The following is a 22,249-nucleotide window of genomic DNA, read 5'->3' on the forward strand; positions in this document are numbered from 1 at the left end:
GTTTACACAAATGACCAAGTTCTTGGGTGATGATTTAGAGATAGAAAATGCCATAAAAGAAGGAATTTCCTCAACATACCAAGACTTACTTTGCTTTACAGGTAACGACCTTGAGATTGAACTTCCTGAATACTTATTAACAGTTAATATAGCAAAAAAAAATTCTTAAAATTCCTTTTCATAAAGATTGGACTTTACAGCTTGAGAGTTCAACAAAAAATGTTATACATCGTGCCTTACCTATAAAAATTGATATTCCTAGCTTTCTTAAGACTGACTTAGATAAAAATCCTACACCAAAAAATAAATTCACCAGAGGTATTAACCGTATTCGAAAAGGTAGAGTTGATATTGCTGTTTTTAATACAGGAACTAATGCATTTACAGAGACTGCTTATATTATTGAAGTTAAAAAAGAGAATCAGTCAAGAAATTCTATATCTAAGGACTTAGAACGTTTAAAGAATCTTTTATTGTTGGAAAACCAAAATGGAAAGAGAACTGTTCAAGCAGGTTATTTTATTGCATTAAAATACTTTAAAAATAATGACTTACCTGAACAGATTGAAAATAATCTAAAGAAAACAGAAGATGATTATCAAAAACATTTAAAACCTTTTGTCCAGGCTCCAAGCATTAGAGATGACTTAGAAATCTATACTGTTTCAAACCCAATAGAAACCGAATTTAACGGTGATGATGAAGTTTTTGTTGGTTCACATCATCTTGTAGGAATAATTGTAAAAATCAAAAACTTAGAATAATAAGTCATACTTAAAATATTTAATCAACCATATAGGTTTTGTTGAGTTCGAGAAGTAGTGCAAAATAAGGCTAAAAAATCTCTAAGACTTTAGCGGCGATTTAAAGCGAACTTCGAATTTGTATTCTGCTAGCTACAAACCAAAAGAAAATACCATATTTTTTGGCGGGGCATATAGCATAGACCTTAAGATTCTTCCCTTGAAATTAGTCTCGGCCTTTATTTCTGCTTTGACTTTTTGAAACTCCGAATAATCCAGTCTTGGATCTATCATAATTTGATCAATCAGATAGTGAGGATCAATGCCGTATTTATAGATAGTTTCGGATTTGTCATTTTCTTTCTCAAAATACAAGAGACGCACTTCATTTTCATGTCTAAATGCAGGCCTTTTAATGAGAAGTGTTTTCGCAAGTTCATATGCTTCAGGATTTATTTTTCCTTTAAACACTGTATTTGCGAAACCCATCATTTTTCTATCATTCAGATATTTAACCTTGCCTATAAAACACTGGATATTTTGCCAAGGCTGTAAACCCGTCGCCAAACTATGTGCCAATTTTGGGATGGTTGTTCTAATTCTTACCCCGTTCGAATCTGGTGAATAGATTCTCCACATAGCATCAGATGCCTTATGACGGGTCCAGCATTGACCGTAGAAATCATCTCTAAACCCAAAATCAACAATTTCACCATCGGGTAGTCTAGCTTTCGAATTTAAGATAAAATTTTCAAATGGATCCTCCCATTTCTTTGGGCTGACCAAAACATTTTGTTTCTCCGAAAAGAGTTCAGTTAATCGATCTATTGAAATGATTCGGTAAATGTATTGATCTTTAATATCCAAATCAATATCAATAAAGTTATTTTTGTTCAGCATTATATGCCTACCATACGCTGCATACTTTGTTGCCATGAGGCTTTAAATGCTGAGTCATTAGCAAAAAGCTTGTAGAGTTCCAACTCATCTTTTCTTCTTTGTAGCATGATTTCTTTTAGCATTTTTTCAAATGCTAACTCTCGATTATGCGGGTCAGGATTGTCTTGGTATTTCGCTTTAAAGTCTGGATGCGCTTTGATACTGTCAGCAATGTTTACAAACTTTACTTTCTGTTCTTCTGGTGTGGCACTCCAGCCTTGGAACCAGCGTTCGTTAAAACTTTTAATAATTTCATCAAGAGGGTTGGTTTCTTTTTCTTTGGCATGAGCACCTCTTGGATTTGGATTTTGTGGATCAACTTCTGTTTCAGATGCATCTAAGCCGATAGTTTGATTGAGCTTTACACGCTCTAAACCATATGAACTCAAATCAACAGAATCTAATAGTGCGTCAAGCATATCCGCTTCAGGATCAGCAACCTTGAGTTTAGGAATTAAATACTTCAAAAACCAGAAGAGCTTTTCCCATGCACTTATCTCAAAAGGCATAATGGATGCCATCTGGCCATAAATCTTAACGAACTGTTTGGCTTTGATTTTAAAGTCTATTTTTGCGTCATTTTCTAAATCCAGCTCTGCTTCAAACCGGTCAGCAGCTATATCAATAATAGGGCTTAAAGTTTGAGCATCTTCGCCTTCAAAATAACGTCTTACAAACTCTTCAACTTCGCTCCACTCGTAAACACCTACCTCATCCAAAGCGTCTTTTAACTCATGCAAAACATTTACATCGGTTGCTTGGCTTAAAGATGTTGCTGTATAGAAAGGATCAAAGGCTGTTTTAATATCCTCAGTACTATTAAAGAAATCGAGTACAAAAAGGTCTTCCGTTTTTTTACCCCACTTAGGTGCCGCACGATTTAATCGAGAAAGCGCCTGAACAGCTAATACGCCTTGTAACTTTTTATCAACGTACATTGCACACAACTTAGGTTGGTCAAACCCCGTTAGATACTTATTCGCCACCACCAATAATCGATAATCGTCTGTATCAAATTTTGTACGCGTATCTGATTCAGAAAAGCCATTCATTTCGGTTTCGGAATACTCTATACCGTCCACCTCTTTGCTTCCTGAAAAAGCGATTAATGCTTTAAATGGATTACCTTGTTTGTCGAGTAAGCTATTAATCGCTTTAAAATAACGAATTGCTGTCTCAATGTTTTGAGTAATCACCATGCCTTTAGCTTTACCTTTAAGTTTTTTGGCATTTACAATTTGGGGGATAAAGTGATCTAGCAAAATTTCAGCTTTGGTATCGATAGTATGCTGACTGCGTTCAACGTAGGCTCTCAGTTTTTTCTGTGCTTTTTTACTATCAAATTGAGGGTTTTCAGCTATCGATTTTTGAATTTCATAATAAGATTTATAAGTGGTGTAATTGGCCAATACATCGAGGATAAACCCTTCTTCAATGGCCTGTTTCATTGAGTAAAGGTGAAATGGTATAAATGATTCATCAGGTTGTTTTTGACCAAACTTCTCTAAGGTCGTGTTTTTAGGCGTAGCGGTAAACGCTAAATAAGAGGCATTACCACGCATTTTACGCGAGCGCATGGCTTGTAAGATTTTATCTTGCGCATCTTCAGCTTCATCAACCTCACTTTTACCCATGGCACGGTTCATATTGTCGTGTGCTGAACCACTTTGCGAGGAATGTGCCTCATCAATAATAACTGCAAAACGTTTATCACTTAAATCACTAATCCCATCAATAATGAATGGAAATTTTTGTATTGTGGTAATAATGATTTTCTTACCATTCTCTAATGCACTTTTTAATTCAGATGATTTGTTTGCTGGTGCAATAATGTTTTTAACTTCAGAAAAGTCTTTGATGTTTTCACGTAGCTGTTTGTCGAGTAAGCGACGATCAGTTACAACAATCACGGAATCAAACAGAGGTTGATCAACACTTTTTGCACCCGGCGTATCGTTCGAATTAGGATAAGTTTCAATTAACTGATACGCCACCCAAGTAATAGAATTTGATTTACCAGAACCAGCTGAATGTTGAATTAAATAGGTTTGCCCAACACCATTTTCAGCAGCGTGTTTCACTAAACTTCGCACCACATCCATTTGGTGATAACGCGGGAAAAATAACGTGCGCTTACTAAGAGAATCTTTACTGCTGCCATCAAGCCTTACAAAGTGCTGAATAATATTAGCTAGGCTATCTTTAGTAAAAACTTCTCTCCAGAGGTAATCTGTTTTATGACCCCCAGGATTTGGAGGGTTGCCCTTTCCGTGATTATGTCCTTTGTTAAAGGGTAAGAAAAAAGTACTTTTTCCAGCCAGTTTGGTCGTCATATAGACTTCATCAGTATCTACGGCCATATGAACTATACATCGTGCAAAGTTCAATAATGGCTGTGAAACATCACGATCCTCACGGTATTGTTTTTGTCCATGATATCGTGCGTTTTGTCCTGTCCAGGCATTTTTAAGCTCTAGAGTAACTAAAGGGATACCATTGATAAACAACACCATATCAATTTCTTGAAGAGGGTTAGCTAACGAATAACGTAATTGACGAGTCACGCTAAAAATATTGGCATCAAAATTTTGTTTAACGGCTTCACTACTGCTTGCTAATGGAGCGGGATACATTAGATTAAGATGAGCATCTTCGACACTCAGCCCTTTTTTTAGAAGATGAAGTAAACCATGTTTTTTGATTAGACGGTCAAACCGCTCTAAAATTTTACGTTGCCAGTCATTTGGGCTATTTTTCTCCAGCTTTTCAAGTTCTTTAGCTTGAGTGTCGTTAAGAAACTTCCAAAAAAACTTCTCGTCTAATGCATATTGAAGATTAAAATCTGATGGTAAGCCTACCTTAAAGCCATTATCAGCCACATAATTTGCAGGTGCTTCCTCAATACCAGAAGATTCTGCCTTGTAGTCTTCAACACAAGTCCCTGTTAAGGCTCTTTCAATAGCAACTTCTAGTGCTTGTTCATTGGTTTGGCTAACCATAAACGTTATCCTTCGTTTCGTTTTAAACTAATTCCAAAAAGGGTCATCTTGCCAGTTTTCTGGAAAGCCCATATTGGCAAATGGAATATGAGAGTGTGAATTTATATGCTCAATAAATCTCAATTTCCATTCACTATTTGGATTCGCAAAATTCATCATAATTTGTATAACACTAACAAACCAATATAAGCGTTTATATGGATCAATATCATCACTAGAATTTGTTGTGTCTAATTGAGGTAAAAGAATCTCTCTCGGTACTCGCCTTGGTATTGCAGGCCTCGAGCCAAACTCTCTATTCCATATTCGGCTATGGTGTGCACAAAGATTTCGCATATCAGATATAGCTCGGAACCACTTAGACAACAAAGCATGGGTTAGTCCACCAAAATATTGTTCAATCTGATGCTTATCATTATCTATTCGTAGCTTCGAAAAGAGTGTTGATACTTGCTTGAATGTAAGTACCTCCATGCCCATCCATACAGGAGGCTGATCTGGTGCTTCAGGATATTGCTGACGGTAATGCCTTAAATAAATTTCACAGTTTCTATCTTGAGCTTTATTCGCGAGTTCGCGCATTAACCACTCATGGTTATAACGGGTATCAAATATATTTGGGTTTAAATAACCATGAGCGCCATGATTCTCTGCTAAGACATTTCCGAGAACAGCCCTCAGAGAAACCTCTATTCGCTCAATAGCATCCAGAAGTATTAACCTGAGCTCTCTGTCAAATATGTATAGGGCTAAAACATCGCTAAAAGTTGTTCCCTCAACAAAATGATGCTCATTTTGATTAGGAACATAAAAAGGTCGCATGTATGCACTAAGGCGGAAATAACTAATGTGACTTAAATGATGTTCTACTTTAGTCTGTTCAGAGCTGAGCCAAATAAGGCCTCGAGATTTAAGAATACGAAGTTGTTCACTAAGACTAGTGGAAGGCTTATGTTGGTGGTAGCTATTCATTTAGTACCCAACATACTTTTCGATAGGCAAAAAAAATCCGCTAAAGTGTGCTTCATTGAGAGGCATAGCGGATATGTTGTTTATAATCTTAGTTACATTAACCGATTGTGTCAAGAAGTTTAAATGGTTCACTGTAAACCTTCATAGTTTTCTATGGTTAAATTTAGATATATTTTTTAAGTATATCCATTTAGCAATCGTTCTTTATTGAACATTAATTCTAGTGGTAAAAATACGAATTCTCAAATTTTTATCTGTCTTATCAAATTAAACGCGAGCTTTTGTAGATTTTGTCATAACTAAGGTACTTAAATTAACTATTACTTTTATTCGGTCTCTTTAGTTAAGACGACCTTTTCAGGCTTTATTGGTAACGATTTCAAGGGAGAACTACTCGCATATGGTACTTTGCCAGAAGGTATAAATTGTGAGGTAGTTTCTAAATGAGTATCCTGATCATCAAAGAAAATATGAGCTTTAAATGCACGCAATATTTTGGCTTTTTCAAGTCCGCCTAAAAAGAACACCTCGTCAACATATACACCCCAATTTCTTAACGTTTTAATCACCCGCATTTCCGCAGGTGCGTTACGAGCGGTCACAATCGCTATTCTAATCGGTGAATACTCAATGCTAAAAGGTAAACGCTCTTGAAGACGGGCTAGCTTCTTTAATAAGGTCGCATAAGGGCCTTCTGCCATTGGTACATCTTGCTTTGAGTCCTCATGGGTATAAAACCCATCCATGCCTTCAGATTTATATATAAACTCGCTGCTATCGTCAAAGACAACGGCATCCCCATCAAATGCGATTCTTACTTGGCCTTCTGGAATTTTCTCCAAATTGCTAGGTGGCTCTTTCACTAAAGCTGCCGCGCAAGTTTTAGAATCAATCACCACTTGAGCGTCTTTTTCAGAGGTGGTTAAAAACAAGTCAACATCAAACGCTTCTAAATAATCGGTTACCGCTTCTCCACCTGTAAAGGCATGACGGGTAATTTGTAAACCTCGCGAACGAATATTATTAAACACCTGAATTCCAGTTTCAGGGCTATTGCGTGACATTACTACCACTTCAACTAAGGGATTCTTATCTTCGTCGGTTTTATGTGCGTTTAAATCCAATAACGCCTTAACCAGAGGCATGCCAGTGCCATCATTTAATAGATCATTTTCACGTTCTAGCATAAAAGCACGATATTCAGCAATAGCCGTATCTCGATCTTCCTCTAACTTAGCTCGAAACACTGAATCTGCCTCACTTAAATCAAATAAAGCGGTGGCACTAATGCCAATAACTAAGGTATCTGAAAGATCTAAAGCCATAATGTATATCCATATTTAGAATTGAAATTTAAGCTCCCAAACACCACAAATAGCCTTTTATTGTTTACAGGCTAATAACTCGATCGCAGCATAAACAAGGGAACCAAACCCACCTATAAAAGAAAATAAGCCAGTTATTGCTAATAACCAAATAAAAATATCCCAAGAGTTTGAGGCATCAATATTTTGGTTTGTTGGATTATTTAATTGAATTCGCCATCTTTCGCCAAAAAAGTAATCTCTACTTAGCACTGTTGTAAGCATCAACACCAAACTTAATATACAAAGCCCTAAAGCAAACCATGATATTTTTAGGAGTTGAATAATTTCTGGCTGCATGGTGGTTTCGATGTTTAGAAAAATACCAATCGAAATTGATAATGCTCCACCTGCTAAAATAAAAATGGCTTTTACAAGGGAGTCCGTTCGAGTCCGCACATCTTGCTGGTGTTTATTAAACTCTTCTAAACTCATTAAAATAGCCCTTCCCCCAATGCACTAGGTTGATGTGCCAACCACTCTTGTAAATATTTGTGTTTTTAAACCCTAGCTCACTAAAAGTTTTGGTTTTTACCGGTTGTATACGATTTGCTTTTGAATCAACAGTAAACATAACTATTCTAATTAGAATGTATTTTTGCAACTAACTTCTAATAAATCTTTTTTCTAAGTTTTTTAAAAGTCCATTTTTCTTTATCAGAGATAGTCTGACATCATCCCAGTCCGTCATGACAATAAAACTTTCTACTTTTGTTAAGCCATTCTCTTTAACCGCTTCTAAAGCTACTGTGTTTTGTTCATTAGCTTCACCATATACAGTGATTTGGTTTTCAATAACAGTTCTTGCATCGTCAGAAAACTCTTTTATTAAGGCTCTTGTTTGGATATGAATATTGCTTAAACAAGCGATATAGACTCGAACAGAGTGCAATAAATCTACCTTCTCTGGTAATTCTTTAAAGACAGCCCGTTTAAAATTGCCGTCACTGACAAATTCTGATTTGTTTGCCATGTAAGAACTTTTGTATTGATTAACATCTTTATCAGTATCAATATCTAGTCTTTTGATGCCATGGCTCACACTATGAACTGGTAAATTAGAGTGTTGAACTGAATTTCTTAAAGCTTCAATAAAACGATATTCAAAGTTTGTATCGTATTCATGGCTTTTTAGTGATTCAACTTCAGACTTTATCGCTCTATTATCAGTGCATTTTGCTACTTTGGAAGGAAGCCTATCAAGATAGAGACGAGCAGCAGTTAGTATGGTAATTAGACGTCTATTAACTAAGGTTCGAGTTTCATGAAAGCTCTCATAGCTTGAACGCCATCTCACCATGTTTTCAGTTGTTAAAGCTAAAACATCCTTTTCTAAATCAACGTATGCGGAAACAATCAGGTCGTATTTATCTTCAATCTCAAGAGCTGCTTTAAGAGTACTTTTAGCATGCTTTATTTTATTGAACTCTTCTTCAGTCAATTCAATCTGAGGAGTAGGATTTATAAGTTGAGATTCCAAATAATACCGCATCAAACCACCTTAATTTTGCCCGTGACGGCACTATTAATTAGAGTGGTTTTGTATTCTTTAAGTTTTTCGATTTGCTGTATCTGAATTTCTATTCCTACAGTTAACTTTTTAGTTATTTCGTCTAAATAACTTGAAATTTCAGCTTGTTCGGCTAGGGGCGGAAACAGTACTTGAGTTTTTTTAAGTATAGTTTGTGTAATGCTATAAACTTTGACACCTTTTACGTTCTTCCTAACTTGAAGTCTAAATGATAAAGAATCAAAAAAATAAGCAATGTATCTATGATGAATTTTCTGAATCGGTTTAGTGATTACAGTGTGATATCCTGCAAAAATCCTTTGATTACCATTTAAATATGTAAAGTTACCAGATCCATCTATATCTTCAGATGTATCTGCAAAAACAAAATCCCCAAACTCTAATAAAGAGCCCGTTGAATTTTTTATGTAATCAGTGTTTACACACTTTAAAGAATGATTATCAGTGTTAACTTCGAAGCCATATTTAGAGTGAATTTCACCGTAATTTACACAAGGTATTCCCTCGTCTTGAAGGTTGTCTTTTGTAATCGTCAAACCCTTATTAAAATTGAAAAGATTTCTAAATCTTTTAACATCCCAATGCTCAGGGATTTGGCCTATCCAGTCTATACCGCTGTCTTTCATTGGGGCGTTGGGGTTTAGGCCTTGGGTGACGGCGTTTTGAATTAGGATTTGTTTGCGTTCCTTTAGCAATGCAATTTGTTTTTGTTTTAACGCAATCGCCTCATCAATTTGAGTGGTTTTTTGGTTTAGGAAGTTGCCGATTCGAATCTGTTCATCGACGTTAGGTAGCCAAACAGAAGTGTTTTTCAGTATTGCTTGTGTAATGCTATATACCTTTACTCCTTTAACAGCCCTCCGAATTTGGTTTCTATAAGAAATTGAATCAAGAAGATATGCTAAAAAACGATTATCTTGACCATTTTTAGGCCGACAAATAACCGTGTGATAACCAGCAAAGACTTCATCATCTGTTACCAATTGAGTAAAATTACCAGAACCCTTGATATCTTCAGAAGTATCTGCAAATATAAAATCGTCTTTATACAGTAGCGACTTTGGTGAAGTTTTTAAATAATTATCATCAACGTACTTTAAAGCGTGTTTTCTAGTGTCGAGTTCAAAGCCAAATTTAGAATGAATCTCACCATAACTGACACATAGAACCCCGACTTCTTTAAGGTTTTCTCTCGTAATAGTCAAACCCTTATCAAAAGAAAAGAAATCTTTGAAACGAATTAATTTCCAATATTCAGGCACTTCTCCTAACCATTCAACTCCAGAGTCTTTATAGCTATCATATTGTGGATAAGTTACCAGGCCTGTCATTTTGTCTCTCCTTGCAGGCTTTGCAAACTCACTCCCAAAATATCAGCAATCAATCCTTCGGCTTGTTTTTCTAAGGCAACAATGTCAGCAGAAACCTCTTCTAGCTTACGCAATGGTTTATGTTGGTAAAAGTATTTATTAAAGCTGATTTCATAACCGATTTTTACGGTATCTAAATTTATCCATGCTTCACTGACATGCGGTTTTACTTCGGCTAAAAAATATCTCTGAATCGTATCTTTAAGCGGAACCGATTCGGCATCGCGTAAATCGGTATTGGCTTCATAAGTCACATATTGATTGGCTTTTTGGGTTGGGAAATAACCAAAATCTACCAGGCCTGGTAAATCACAATTTAAGTGTTGCAATAAGGCGTTGAGTTTATCGCCTTCTAACTTAATGACTTTTTTAATGACTTTTTCAGCGTCTTCGTTATACCAACTCACCGCATTTAAAATGGCTTTTTTAGCGGGGGCATCTATTTTAATTTTATGTTCTTTTATAGCGGCATCTACATTGGCTTTAAACTGGTTAAAGTCGTGACTGAGTTCTGTACCGACTAATTGCATTAAGGTTTGAGCGGCTTGCAAAATCTCTAGCTGTTTTTGCCAGGTTTTATTGTCTAACAATTTACTGCGGGCTTTGGCGTTAAGCTCTAATCCATTCTCTTCACACCACGCTAAAACTGGTTTTTGTTGGGTTTTTATATAACCCGTTTCATAAACTTGCTCACCATAGGTTGCAAAGCAATATTGCATGGGTTCACGCAAGGTTTTATCAAAACGCAGTTCTGCAATGCGTTCTTCAGAAAATTGTGCACTGCGTCTGTCTGGGCGTTCAATGGTGACTTTGTAATAACCAAAATCAGCATTATCAAACACTTTGGCAGCCAGGCCTGTTGGGTTTTGTTGTGCATCTTTTTGGCGTGTGACTTCGGTAAAATCTAAATAGGTTTGGGTGATTTTTGCAATGTGCTCAGGTGCAAATTCACAGTTTTTATTGCCTAAATTTTTACGCAGTTTTTTAAACAGTAAGCTACCATCAATCAGCTGTACTTTGCCTTGGCGGTGACTTGATTTGTTACTGCTAAGCAACCAAATATAGGTGGTAATGCCGGTGTTATAAAATAGGTTGTTAGGGAGTTGAATAATGGCATCTAACATATCGTTTTCAATAATGTAGCGACGGATATTACTTTCACCCGATCCAGCATCCCCAGTAAACAAACTTGAACCATTATGAACCGAGGCAATGCGTGAGCCTTGTGTGCCATTTTGTGGCATTTTCATTTTACTGACCATTTCCATTAGAAACAGTAATTGCCCATCGCTAGAACGTGGTGTGGCATCAGCCGGTTGGTTTTGCCCCCAATAGTCGGTAAGTTCAATCTTAAAGCGAGGGTCAATCACCTCAGAGCCGTCTTTAATATGTTTTATCTCAGACGACCAACTTTTACCGTAAGGTGGATTGGAAAGCATAAAGTCAAAACGATTAGCGGCAAATTCATCAGTAGAGAGGGTTGAACCGACTTTGATGTTTTCTGGGTTGTTGCCTTTTATCATCATGTCCGATTTACAGATGGCATAGGTTTCATCGTTAATTTCTTTACCGTAAAGATAAACATCGCGATTGGCGTTAGGGTATTTTTCTTCAATAAAGTTTTGCGCTTCGGTTAGCATACCGCCACTTCCGCACGCTGGATCGTATACGGTTAAGGTAAGTGCTAAATCGTCTTTAATAGGGTCAAACACCAAATGTGTCATCAGCTCAATTACTTCACGTGGGGTAAAGTGTTCACCGGCTTCTTCATTGTTTTCTTCATTGAATTTACGAATCAGTTCTTCAAAAACATATCCCATACCCAAATTTGACAGGCCTGGTAATTTGTTACCTTCTGGGTCTTTAACATCGTTTGGTGTGAGATTAATGTAAGGAGAGACAAACTTTTCAAGAACATCTAGCAATACGTCTTTACCTGCCATATGGCGAATTTGTGACTTAAGATTAAAGCGTCTCACAATTTCTTTTACGTTTTCGCTAAAGCCATTGAGATACTCTTCAAAGTTGGCGAGCAGTATTTGTTGGTTATTGGTAGTGGTGCTTTTTAGGCTCTGTAAAGTCCATTTACTGGTGTTATAAAACACATATCCTGACGCTGATTTTAAAGGCTCATCATCTAACTCAAGTGAACCCATCTCTTGTTTTTGATATTCAACTTCATCCAAAACCGCTTGCTTGGTTGGCTCTAATAAGGTGTCTAAACGACGCAGTACAACCATTGGTAAAATCACATCTCGATATTTACCACGCACATAAACATCACGCAGACAGTCGTCGGCAATTGACCAAATAAAAGAGACTAATTTGTTGTGTACGCTGTGATTCATTTTTTCTGTTCTCTGTTTGTTCTATGTCTATTCGAAGTTAAAAACTACTCTTTGACCTTTTCAACTACATCACCAATTTGGCAGTCAAAAAATTCGGCTAATTTATCGAGTTTATCTGTGGTTGTATTGTAGCCTTTTTGATTAAGTATTTTTGATAGTGTCATGCGATTAATTCCAGTTGCTTCCGCAATGTCTTTAACCATCAAACGCTGTCCATCTTCAAACTCTTTTTGAGCTATTAACTCTTTTAGTTTGTACCTTATCATTTATCACAAGCTCCTTATGTAAATCTTGTGATAAATAAATTAATCGCAAAAGCTTGCACAAGATGAAAATTAATGTACTATAGCAATCAAGCGATAAATATATTTATCGTGAGATATTTAAATTGATAATTGGAGAAAGTCATGAGTCTAACATATTTGACAACAGAAGAGTTAGCAGAACGTATTAAGTATAACGCACGAACTATTCGTCAGAATTTAATGGATAGAGTGCTGGTGGAGGGACGTCATTATATTCGTCCTTTCGGACAGCGCAGGATTTTGTTTATTTGGGAGAATATTGAGGAAGATATGTATCAGGCCGTTGATCCTGGATTTGTCATTCCTTTGGCTCAAGGAGGTGTTTGCTATGGCTAGAGTTTCTGAACGTAATGGCAAGCTTCTGTTTGATTTTAGTTACATGGGACAGCGCTGCCGTGAGCAAACAACCCTACCTGATACAAAAGAAAATCGTGCAAAACTCGATCTGGTTTTAAAGAAAATTGAAGCCAAGATTGAACTAGGTATCTTCGAGTATCGAGAGTATTTTCCTAACAGTAAGGCGGCAGATAAACTTGATAAGTTAGATTTACAACGCCGAATGGTTAGGGGGCAAACCACACCGAAGTTTGAAGAGTTTTCAGAACATTGGTTTAAAACGATGGAGCCAACTTGGCGCTTAAATACGATAAATGGTTACCGTAACTATTATGAGAAAAGAATATTGCCATACTGGCAAGGATATGAGGTCAGCAGTATCACTCGTAAGGATATTTTACAATTTCGTTCTCATGTCGCCAAACTCGTGAACGAAAATACAGGAAATCGCTTAGAACCTTCTACGGTTAATAAAACGCTGAAAATTTTCAGAATGATTATCAATGAAGCCGCTGACCAGTATGAGTTTACTTCACCTTATCGAAATGTCCAAATGCTAAAAGAGCCTAAAAAAGAGATTCAGCCCTTTAGTTTCGATGAAATTCAGTCGATTATTAATCATATCCAGCCCCATTACCGTTCCTACGTTACAACTCGTTTTTTTACTGGATTACGTACTGGTGAGATTAACGGCCTACGATGGAAGTACGTTGATTTTGATAATCGAGTGATTAAGGTTCGAGAAACATATTCTTATAAAACTGGATTTCAGTACACCAAAAACGACTCATCACAACGAGACGTTCAAATGTCACAATTGGTGTACGAGACGTTAAAAGAGTATTTTGATAGTCATTACTCTGGTGATGAAGAACAGACCGTTTTTACAAATCCAACAGGCGATGGCCCTGTTCATGACAATAACTTTAGACGCCGTGCATGGCAATCAGTTCTTAAGAAACTCGGCGTTCCCTATCGAAACCCATATCAAACACGGCATACCACTGCAACACTATGGCTGGGCTCTGGTGAAAATGCGTCGTGGATAGCTAAGCAGATGGGGCATACATCGACAGAGATGCTGTTTACAACGTATGCACGATACGTCCCGAATCTGACTCGCCAAGATGGAAGTGCTTTTGAGACTTTGATACAACAAGCTTATGGCAGTGCCTTGCATGAAATAGATGTGATGCCAGAAGATGAAACAACTGGAGAAGTTTCTGAAGAAGTCCTTTTAAAGTTATTAAGTGAGGATAGTGACCATGATGCAGCATAAATATTCAACGGTGCAATGCCAGGATGATTTCGGACGTCAAACTAGTAATCAGACTAAAACTGTTTTGGGTTATTTAAATTCAGTGACCCCCATTACATATCATGGAAATTATGAGCTTGGTGGCGCTTTAGTCTCTTTATTGAATAAGCCAGAAACTTATCTCTGGCTTGATCATAAGGAGCACTCTGAGATTAAAAGCCAATTGGCCAGGAATGAATTAAGTAGAAGCAATTTTAATTACATTTTTTGTAAAGTAGATATGAACTATATGGTGCAGTCATGGGTAATAATTAAGTCACCTTTACTTTTATGGCAATTAAATGAGTTATTCAGCTATTGCTATCGTGCAGAAGATGTTTTGAAGTTAATCGAAATTGGAAATAAATTGGAATCCACAGACTTTTATGACTTTTTTTGGCGATGTTTAAGTGATCTTGATTTTATAAGGGCCTTTGTTTCAATCCCTGCAAGTAAGTCCCATCATCATGCATTTCCAGGTGGGTTGTTGCAACATTCAATTGAGTGCGTGAACATAGTGGAATCAAACTTAGAGTTAATCGCTGAAATAAGTCAAAACGAAAAAGAGGCAACATTATTAGCTTCGTTATTTCATGATGCAGGTAAAGTCAAAACTTTGAGTATTGGAGAGCACACCCCGTTGGGTAAAGTTATGGATCATGAGGCGTTTACGCTTTCAGTATTATCAGATAGCTTGGGGCAGCTTCAAAAATCTTGGTACCAAGGCGCAACCGTTCTGCAGTACCTACTTACCTGGAAAGAAAATCAAGGGTTTTGTAAGTTTGTTGGTGGCAATGTGTTAAAAATGGCAGACCGGTTAAGTACCAGCTACTCTCTTTATAAACAGGGATTTCATAAAAAACCAAAGCATCATTTTTTTGCATCTATACAGGTTGGTAAAAATGTGAAATACGTCAACAGATTGCCTTAGTTTTGGAAAAGTTGACGGATATGTTAACTATAGTATTCTATAAATAATCACCTTAGGAGTTCTTATGAATAAGCGTTATTTATTTCTTTTGTTATCAGGGATTGCCCTATGCTTTATATTTATCGCATTGCAATTTGATGTAGGCTCTTTTGAAAGAGATTTTGTGGGGGTTACAGCCCTAGGAATAATAGCGTATTTATTAATTATGTTACTTGAAGGTTTTTTCTGGTTATTTGACCAGAAAAAGAAGTCATAGATTTTTAGGATAAAAAATATTAAGACCTCTTATAGTTTTTATCCTAAAACGGCTAAAAAAATAACATTCCCTACTTTTATATTGCGTTAATACAATATAAAAGCTACTTATAAAGCTTATTACCTCCTATTTTTAAACAATTAAACCAAGCTCAATCCCTTATGTTTTTACAAAAGAAAAAGCAGTTATATAATTGTTTTTATTTTTGTATGGTACGATACAAATTATTGATTTTAATGATTTTATTTTATTTTTGTTTCAAAGTTTTACTGGGTTCTGCTATATTGTTTTTTTACCTAATTTATAGAGGGCTGAATAGTGGAGAAAAAGGGGCTGAATTTAGTTTTGGAGGACTCATTAGATGAATTTGCAAAAGTCATTGGCGAACAGACTTTTTTGGATTTAAGCAAAGTAAAATCTTTAGAACAACAGGTTGATAGTTTAAATTCTGCAATTCAGTCAGTCCTTCCTAATTTAAAATCAAATAAAGACTTTGATATCGTTTTGTCTTATTCACAAACTGGCATACCAACAATCTCAGTATATGTTGACTCTAGTCAGGAACAAATTCCTGATTTAGGTATATTAAACCGAAAAGGCTTATTTGAGCTTCTAGCGCGAATTAACGCTAAAAAACAACCGAGATTACAAAATTTAATACCCCCTACGCAATTAAAACCAAATCCTCGTGAAAATATTGATAAAGAAGAACATAAAAAAATTGACTCTAGTGACAATCAGTTGTTATTGGATCAAGATGGTAAGGTTGTTTTAGATGATGAACTTCAAACAGTAACGGATCATCCTGTAATCATTAATAGTTATTCACATGAAAAACGTTTAATTTTTGCATCAACCTCTCCTCATTTGGGACAAAAAATACATCAATTTAAATTTGTGACGGATAGTCTTACAGATATTGATTATGCAGGTATCGCATGTGCGCAGAATATTGAATGTAAAGTTAGTTTTTCCTATAAGTCTAAAATTCCTAAACAGCAAATGAATTATAATGAAATAAAGTTTCCTCCAAACATAATTGATTTATCAAAAATATTGAATAAATTAAAATATCTAAAAGAGTGTGACCAAATCAAAGCAATTCAATCGATTTTTGGTGTTTTAGAAAACTTTTAACGAACTACTGTTATTTATTTCATATTTTCTTTTTCGCCATCATAAGAGAAGCGGCTAAGAATAAGAAGAAATTCATGGTGTTAACTGTTGAAGTAGCTCTTTTGTTTAGTACTTTTAAATCCAAGGTGTTTTTTTCTGGATTAATTGTGAAATATTTGCGGGGTAGTTTCGATTTTTCATGATTTTTACGGTTTTTCTTTTTTAGTTTTTTTAATACTCCTGAATTAGGATAGTTATTATTGCCTATTAACTCCATCGAGCTGTAAGGAATGCTTGTATGGTGAAGAGCCTTTACAAAAATCTCCAGTTGCTCTAGTTTTTCTAATTTCCAGTATGTTTCTTTAGGGAAGATATACCTTTTCCAAAGCGATAGCATCTGATTTATCAAATCCTTTGTTTGGCTATCATCTTTAATTGAATCTTCAAGTGATTTTATCCACTTATGATTGATATCTTGGCGTGGTATGGATTGAAAATGATTTGAGATTTTCTCATCTTCAATAACATTAAATTTATCAGAAAACATTTTTTTTAAAGGTTGAGGTATATAGCCAGAAATTTCGCCAATGCTTTTAAATGACTCTAGTAAAGCCCCAATTTCTTCTGGCTGGCAAAAAAGGGCTTGAGCAGTATTTTCGATGTCACCTAAGTCAGGAAATCGAATTACTAACCATTGCAATTGTTGTAAGCTTAAATCGAGTACAGGTTGTTTATATGCACTTTCAGGTAATGAGGTTGCGTAAAATTGAACCTCAGACTCATCAAAATCTTCTGAATGAAGAAGTCTTGCAGCTGTAAAACGAATTAAATTTTCTTCATTTTTAAATCTCGATTTCCATTTTCTTAATGTTGCTGGCTTTACGGTCGATAGCGTCGCAATAAACTGATAATTATGAGAATATAGTTCGTTGCTTGTTGAGTATTCGCTTAACCAATCATCAAAACCATGTATGTAGTTTGTGATTGTCGTTAAAGGATGAGAATGTCCCATAAATTCAGCTACTTGAAATAATCCTCGTCTAGAACTTTTAAAATTAAAGTGTGACTTCAAGGCTTCAAACTTAACTTCATTTTTTGAAAATGAAGAGGTTGGTAGGTCTATAAGTGCTGAAGTTATCCAAGTTGCGAATGAGTGTCTGAGATGGTGCATGTTTAGTGATGTATCACCGGTAATGTATCTCATCGCGTAAACTATGCGATTTTTAATATTATCGATATTTGACACAAATTTATTGCCATACCATCCGAAAAGGGGAGAGTTTTCTTTAGCTCCTTGTTCTAGACGAATCTGTAAAAAATCTTTTATTAGAGCAACTTCCTCTTCTTCTTGCCATATTGAAATAGGTAAGTTTCTTTTTGAAGCTAATGTTTTTAGAGTTTCGTACCTATTGGGTTGAATGGTAATAGAGCCAGTACTTGAACCCTCGAATACTAACTGTATATCTTTTATTGATAATGAAAAAAGTTCGCTAGAACGTAAGCCAAAATTAAAACCTATGCAGAAAGCAACACTTTGATAAGATCTTTGCGATTCATTTGCAACAGGGTCTTCTTTTAAAGCTTTTAAAATAATACGATATTCTTCAATATTAATGTAATTGGCACTAACCATATAGCTAGAAATTGATTCAGGTAGGTCTAAATCTAAAAAGTCGATATCTGCAACTCCGTAAGATTCAACAAGATATTTATGAAATGATTGTAAATCTTGAACGTGAGTAATAATTTGTTCTGTAGCATCTTGGAATGAGGGGTAAAATTGAATTACCTGGTTGTATGCCTTAATAAAATCATCTGGCTTTAGCTTGGTTATATCTGTTTCTTGAAAAGCTTCAATTAATCCATTTGAGTTGCTATGTATAGCTTTGTTTACATAGGTAGCTCTTGTCCTCTTATTGTTCGGGTTGCTCAAGATGTATTTACCCCATTCTAATAAATGCATATAAATTGGATAGATATCTGTTTTAGAGCTTAACAAGTCATCTAGATGAGTTAAAAATCGTTTTTTTTGTGATCCATCTTGCTTCGTTAACTCTTGGTTTTTGAAAAGGTTACGGGTTATTTTTTGTACTTTTTTAGTTTCTTTGTAATTTGGACTGATTGATGCCCACGAATGCATATCAAAATTGAGGGCTCTCTTCTTTCTTGGGCTATAGTCATCTAGAAGCTCTAAAGGATACCCCGTTCTAATGGCTTCGTCTCGATTAGGCTCTATTGAGAATGTTTTTATTTCACCTGTACAAATAGCTCTCAAAACACCAGGAAGTTGAATGGCATCTACTGATTTGGCTAAAGAAAGAAGTTTATTGATTGATAAGCTTTTGGGGCGGTTTGGGAAATGTATATTTTTTAGGATATCCTCACATAATTTCTCTATTTTTTGTTGCTTAATCTTAGTTTTTTGAAACTCAAAATCGGATTTTTTTGCTATAAAAAGCAACTTTCCAGCATCTGAAGGCTCATACTTAAAGACTCCTTCATTTTTTTCAGTAAATCTTAAATATATCCCGACTCCTGATGGTTTTATAATTAAACCTTCTTGAAGGCTAAGGCAATAGTTTCTAATCCATGAAGGGTTATGCATTCGTCCTAAAATAATTTCTTGAATTAAGCTGAATGCAACTAAATAATTAATGTCATTTTTCTTATGGAGCAATTGTGGAGTTGCCTTAATAAAGGCTTCTTTGATCTCTAAAAACTGATGGTAATCCTTTCCCGTTCGAGATGAAAATGGCGATGGATCTTTAGTTACTTTATTGAAAGAAAAATTAATTTTTAATTTCATTTTATTTTTATTTAAAAATCTAATTAACGTCTTATTGAATAAGTACAGTGCTCGTCCACGATTAACCATTTTTTTGTGTTCAAGAAGAGACTCGATAGAACTCTCGATAAGTTTTTCACCTTGCTCTTCAAATAACTCTTTTGGGAAGCTAGAAATTTCGCTCAATTTAGCAGTAAGATTATTGAGTTCAGTTTTAATAATTGAGTTTTCAAGTTTTTTACGTTTATCACGCTTTTCAAGCCTTTTTTCGAAACCAAGTTGAATACGCTTTGTTTCTTGTGTTTTCGTTTTTGGGTCGCTTGCTCGTATTTTAGAAATTACGGGTTCAAACTTTAATTGAGTCAACAGTTTATCTATATAAGGAGTTAGGTGTTCTTCTATATCAGATAAGGATAAGGTAGAAGCAAGCCCTAAGGCTTGAGTACCATTTTGAAAGTGTCCCAGTTGATATTCGATCATTTCTGAGGAAGCGCCAATTTCTCTAAGTTTTGTTGCTAAAAGGTGGCGATGCGTGTTCAAGGGAAGTGGCCAATTTGGCATAACTTCTTTAAGACTGTTTTCGCTTATATTAATTACTTTAATATTTCTATTTTCTCGCTTTAATAAAAAAAGAAAAGGAAGGGTTTGCTTTCCGTTTAGACAGCCAATGATCTTGGATCTTAGGAGTGTATCTTCTGCATATACTTTGTTAGATAACTTACGAAGGTGTTCTTTATAGTTTAAAAATTGCTCCCAAGCGATGTGGCCTAGAATTGTAGCGCGCCCAGTATGATTAATGTCCGTCTCTTTATCATAAATAATGGCAGACTTGACTGCTTCAATAAAATCAGTTTTTTGAGCAAAGGGATCCAGTACTAGTCTATGTCCTGTAGCATGAGAAAGCATTTGGTATGTATAAAGCACAAAGTTGTTATGGTAATTGATGAAATTATTGTTTGATATATTGCTGACTTCATTTTTTAGACTTTCAATGAGGTTAACTAAAATTGCTTCATGGGCTTGAAGTCTAGAGCCGTGTAATTCATTTATGTTTAAGTTCATATCTATTGAGCAGTTGAAAATTTCATTCAAAGCTCTGTTATATATCTGAGACAGCTGTTTAGTATGAAAAGCGGTATAAAATGCTTGAGTAGGTAGCTGGAATGTTGGTTGTGCACTAATCATATGTGCTGCAACCTCGTCCATTGTTTGATCCATAATCGTTGAATAGAGTTCTTCTCTAAGTTTTGATGGGGTTAATTGTCGGTTGCGACACCCTATCGATAGCAGCCAATTTTCTAATTCCTTCTGTAGCTCTGTTGGGGTTTTAGAAAATAGATCTGAAACTATTTTCGTTTCAGGCATTATCTTTCGGCTTAGTCTTTTACAGATGATGAGGGGTAATGGTAGCTTGATGATGTTTTCTACCTGATATACTAAGGCTATTTGCTCGTTATTTGGTTTCCATGCATTTTCATGGTTTTCAATTGGGTGTCCCCAGAGTTGATTATCCAAGTCTATAAAAGAACTATTGTCACTCTGGCTGTTTGTTTTAAATGTTCCCCAAACAAGCGGCTCTGAACCGAAGCAAAGTGTAAGAATTGCAGCAGTTGCGCCAATTTCATTAGAGCTCTGAGATAATGCGATGATTAAAGTTTTTTCCGTCGTGCTTAAACGTTCCCAGCGATACCTTGAAAACTGTGCTTGCATTATGCCTTTTTGCTGACATGCTTTAGCGGCAACACGATTACCTGCGGTAGATTTATCCTCACCATCTATTTTTTCATTCTCAACAACACTACTATCATCTTCAATGCTGTCTTCATTGATTATCCCACTTCGATCTACATCTTCTTGGATATTGGTGGGAGGAATAGAAATTATGATTGGTGATGATGGTCGCTTGCTAGATCCAGCTTTAATTTTACGAATAAGATTTTTTGGAGAAAGCCTTCTGTTAATAGGAGTATTTTCAACTTCATCTACAGGTTCGACCTTTTTTTCGGATTGAATTGCGTCGGGTTGGTTTTCTTTGCGGAAGTTTAAAAAATATGAAATGAGGCTAATTAGTTCTGGAGATTTGTTTTCGCCTATTGCTTTTGAGTAAGAATTCAATGAAGTGTTGATATTAGCAAGTTCATGAATTTCAATAGGTTGGAGTTTAGCGAAAAGAGGATGGCTTCTGCTGGACTGTTTACGAATGGATCTAGATATGCTAATCAAGTTTGTTTTGGTTGCAGGGTTAGGGGTTATGTCTGGAGCAATATCTTTTATAAGATAGGTTAGAGCAATTAATAGCTCAAAAATATTAATTGAATTCTGAGTGTGTGGGATTTTTTGGAGAGCGTTAAAGACTGGGTAGGAGCTTGTTAATCCAGATCTGTCTCCGGCCTGAGTGCTTATAAGTTTGTTTTGTAAGTCATTATCTAGCTTATGTTCAGTTAAGTACTTTGTAATAGCCTGCAAATACTCATAACGACCTGGTACTAAGTAGGAAAGTATATTACATATGCCTGACAGTTTGTTTAGTTGACCTAATAGGTTGTGCTGTCGCTTTGGTATGTCAAAGAAGTTTACAAAGTCTGCAAGTTCTTGATGGTTAAATTCTGAAGTAAGCTTGGGTATATCAAGGTTTAGGTATTGCTTATTATCAATCGTGTCCACTGTAAATTGACCTTAAGTGTTATTTTGTCACCAGATGCTTATCTAGCGCTACTGTCGGTATTGTGACACGCTTTGTGACAGCTTGTAAGGTTTGTGACACTTAAAATCCAATTAAGACAATGTACGCATACTTCTGTCACAAAGTTAAACTTAATTAAAAACCCTTTTATAATCAGTCAATTAATATAGATTTACCTGTAATTTTTATTGATATTCAATAAGATTAAAACTAGATAAATTAAGTGAGTGTTGGTTCCGGAGGGCAGTGCTCTATCCAGCTGAGCTACAAACGC

Annotated in this window: 17 protein-coding genes; 7 read left to right on the forward strand and 10 right to left on the reverse strand. The window is 35.7% G+C overall.

The genetic code is table 11. The features are described from left to right. Positions 1-10: 10 nt before the first annotated feature. Both ACYQ0E_RS11350 and ACYQ0E_RS11355 read left to right on the forward strand, forming a co-directional pair. Positions 11-169, forward strand: coding sequence for a hypothetical protein (locus ACYQ0E_RS11350; protein WP_460188339.1), 159 nt, complete (start codon positions 11-13; stop codon positions 167-169). A gap of 304 nt (positions 170-473) precedes the next feature. Beyond that, on the forward strand, positions 474-764 hold the full coding sequence (locus tag ACYQ0E_RS11355; protein WP_460188340.1) for a hypothetical protein: 291 nt from the start codon (positions 474-476) through the stop codon (positions 762-764). Between the two features lie 132 nt (positions 765-896). Here ACYQ0E_RS11355 and ACYQ0E_RS11360 read toward each other — a convergent pair whose 3' ends face one another. The 9 genes from ACYQ0E_RS11360 to ACYQ0E_RS11400 form a co-directional block, all read right to left on the reverse strand. Then, positions 897-1,643, reverse strand: a complete 747-nt coding sequence (locus ACYQ0E_RS11360) for a DUF2971 domain-containing protein (protein WP_460188341.1) — start codon at positions 1,641-1,643, stop codon at positions 897-899. Continuing rightward, the gene (locus ACYQ0E_RS11365) at positions 1,643-4,681 is read right to left on the reverse strand and encodes a type I restriction endonuclease subunit R (RefSeq protein ID WP_460188342.1); all 3,039 of its coding nucleotides are present in this window, start codon (positions 4,679-4,681) and stop codon (positions 1,643-1,645) included. The genes ACYQ0E_RS11360 and ACYQ0E_RS11365 overlap by 1 nt, the downstream gene beginning before the upstream one ends. Before the next feature lie 27 nt (positions 4,682-4,708). Beyond that, positions 4,709-5,653: an Abi family protein gene (locus ACYQ0E_RS11370; RefSeq protein WP_460188343.1), complete on the reverse strand. Its 945-nt coding sequence runs from the start codon at positions 5,651-5,653 to the stop codon at positions 4,709-4,711. A gap of 326 nt (positions 5,654-5,979) precedes the next feature. After that, positions 5,980-6,978: a 5'-nucleotidase gene (locus ACYQ0E_RS11375; protein WP_460188344.1), complete on the reverse strand. Its 999-nt coding sequence runs from the start codon at positions 6,976-6,978 to the stop codon at positions 5,980-5,982. Between the two features lie 57 nt (positions 6,979-7,035). Next, positions 7,036-7,452: a hypothetical protein gene (locus tag ACYQ0E_RS11380; RefSeq protein ID WP_460188345.1), complete on the reverse strand. Its 417-nt coding sequence runs from the start codon at positions 7,450-7,452 to the stop codon at positions 7,036-7,038. A 169-nt stretch (positions 7,453-7,621) separates the two neighbouring features. Then, entirely contained in the window at positions 7,622-8,509 is an 888-nt protein-coding gene (locus ACYQ0E_RS11385) for a hypothetical protein (RefSeq protein WP_460188346.1), read from the reverse strand. After that, complete coding sequence (locus tag ACYQ0E_RS11390) at positions 8,509-9,879, reverse strand: restriction endonuclease subunit S (RefSeq protein ID WP_460188347.1); 1,371 nt, start codon at positions 9,877-9,879, stop codon at positions 8,509-8,511. The genes ACYQ0E_RS11385 and ACYQ0E_RS11390 overlap by 1 nt, the downstream gene beginning before the upstream one ends. Next, positions 9,876-12,266: a type I restriction-modification system subunit M gene (locus ACYQ0E_RS11395; protein WP_460188348.1), complete on the reverse strand. Its 2,391-nt coding sequence runs from the start codon at positions 12,264-12,266 to the stop codon at positions 9,876-9,878. Before ACYQ0E_RS11395 ends, ACYQ0E_RS11390 begins: the two co-directional genes overlap by 4 nt. A gap of 44 nt (positions 12,267-12,310) precedes the next feature. After that, positions 12,311-12,532 (reverse strand): helix-turn-helix domain-containing protein, encoded by a 222-nt coding sequence (locus ACYQ0E_RS11400; protein ID WP_460188349.1) that lies wholly within the window; start codon positions 12,530-12,532, stop codon positions 12,311-12,313. Positions 12,533-12,673: 141 nt separating this feature from the next. Between ACYQ0E_RS11400 and ACYQ0E_RS11405 the strand changes: the two genes are divergently transcribed. The 5 genes from ACYQ0E_RS11405 to ACYQ0E_RS11425 all read left to right on the forward strand — a co-directional run bounded on the left by ACYQ0E_RS11405 (position 12,674) and on the right by ACYQ0E_RS11425 (position 16,528). Continuing rightward, a complete protein-coding gene (locus tag ACYQ0E_RS11405; RefSeq protein WP_460188350.1) occupies positions 12,674-12,907 on the forward strand; it encodes a hypothetical protein in 234 nt (77 codons plus the stop codon). Further along, entirely contained in the window at positions 12,900-14,186 is a 1,287-nt protein-coding gene (locus ACYQ0E_RS11410; RefSeq protein ID WP_460188351.1) for an Arm DNA-binding domain-containing protein, read from the forward strand. Before ACYQ0E_RS11405 ends, ACYQ0E_RS11410 begins: the two co-directional genes overlap by 8 nt. Further along, entirely contained in the window at positions 14,173-15,135 is a 963-nt protein-coding gene (locus ACYQ0E_RS11415) for a TraI domain-containing protein (RefSeq protein WP_460188352.1), read from the forward strand. Before ACYQ0E_RS11410 ends, ACYQ0E_RS11415 begins: the two co-directional genes overlap by 14 nt. Positions 15,136-15,199: 64 nt before the next feature. Beyond that, entirely contained in the window at positions 15,200-15,391 is a 192-nt protein-coding gene (locus tag ACYQ0E_RS11420; RefSeq protein ID WP_460188353.1) for a hypothetical protein, read from the forward strand. 318 nt (positions 15,392-15,709) lie between these two features. Continuing rightward, the gene (locus ACYQ0E_RS11425) at positions 15,710-16,528 is read left to right on the forward strand and encodes a hypothetical protein (protein ID WP_460188354.1); all 819 of its coding nucleotides are present in this window, start codon (positions 15,710-15,712) and stop codon (positions 16,526-16,528) included. A 19-nt stretch (positions 16,529-16,547) separates the two neighbouring features. Here ACYQ0E_RS11425 and ACYQ0E_RS11430 read toward each other — a convergent pair whose 3' ends face one another. Then, positions 16,548-21,956, reverse strand: a complete 5,409-nt coding sequence (locus ACYQ0E_RS11430; protein ID WP_460188355.1) for a tyrosine-type recombinase/integrase — start codon at positions 21,954-21,956, stop codon at positions 16,548-16,550. Between the last annotated feature and the right edge of the window lie 293 nt (positions 21,957-22,249).

This window comes from Thiomicrorhabdus hydrogeniphila (genome assembly GCF_054656895.1).

Excerpts from the sequence above, each read along its gene's own strand:
- ACYQ0E_RS11365 (WP_460188342.1), bottom strand. The coding sequence starts at position 4,681 with ATGGTTAGCCAAACCAATGAACAAGCACTAGAAGTTGCTATTGAAAGA.
- ACYQ0E_RS11420 (WP_460188353.1), top strand. The coding sequence starts at position 15,200 with ATGAATAAGCGTTATTTATTTCTTTTGTTATCAGGGATTGCCCTATGC.
- ACYQ0E_RS11380 (WP_460188345.1), bottom strand. The coding sequence starts at position 7,452 with ATGAGTTTAGAAGAGTTTAATAAACACCAGCAAGATGTGCGGACTCGA.
- ACYQ0E_RS11390 (WP_460188347.1), bottom strand. The coding sequence starts at position 9,879 with ATGACAGGCCTGGTAACTTATCCACAATATGATAGCTATAAAGACTCT.
- ACYQ0E_RS11405 (WP_460188350.1), top strand. The coding sequence starts at position 12,674 with ATGAGTCTAACATATTTGACAACAGAAGAGTTAGCAGAACGTATTAAG.
- ACYQ0E_RS11400 (WP_460188349.1), bottom strand. The coding sequence starts at position 12,532 with ATGATAAGGTACAAACTAAAAGAGTTAATAGCTCAAAAAGAGTTTGAA.
- ACYQ0E_RS11375 (WP_460188344.1), bottom strand. The coding sequence starts at position 6,978 with ATGGCTTTAGATCTTTCAGATACCTTAGTTATTGGCATTAGTGCCACC.
- ACYQ0E_RS11385 (WP_460188346.1), bottom strand. The coding sequence starts at position 8,509 with ATGCGGTATTATTTGGAATCTCAACTTATAAATCCTACTCCTCAGATT.
- ACYQ0E_RS11410 (WP_460188351.1), top strand. The coding sequence starts at position 12,900 with ATGGCTAGAGTTTCTGAACGTAATGGCAAGCTTCTGTTTGATTTTAGT.
- ACYQ0E_RS11395 (WP_460188348.1), bottom strand. The coding sequence starts at position 12,266 with ATGAATCACAGCGTACACAACAAATTAGTCTCTTTTATTTGGTCAATT.
- ACYQ0E_RS11360 (WP_460188341.1), bottom strand. The coding sequence starts at position 1,643 with ATGCTGAACAAAAATAACTTTATTGATATTGATTTGGATATTAAAGAT.
- ACYQ0E_RS11350 (WP_460188339.1), top strand. The coding sequence starts at position 11 with ATGACCAAGTTCTTGGGTGATGATTTAGAGATAGAAAATGCCATAAAA.
- ACYQ0E_RS11415 (WP_460188352.1), top strand. The coding sequence starts at position 14,173 with ATGATGCAGCATAAATATTCAACGGTGCAATGCCAGGATGATTTCGGA.
- ACYQ0E_RS11370 (WP_460188343.1), bottom strand. The coding sequence starts at position 5,653 with ATGAATAGCTACCACCAACATAAGCCTTCCACTAGTCTTAGTGAACAA.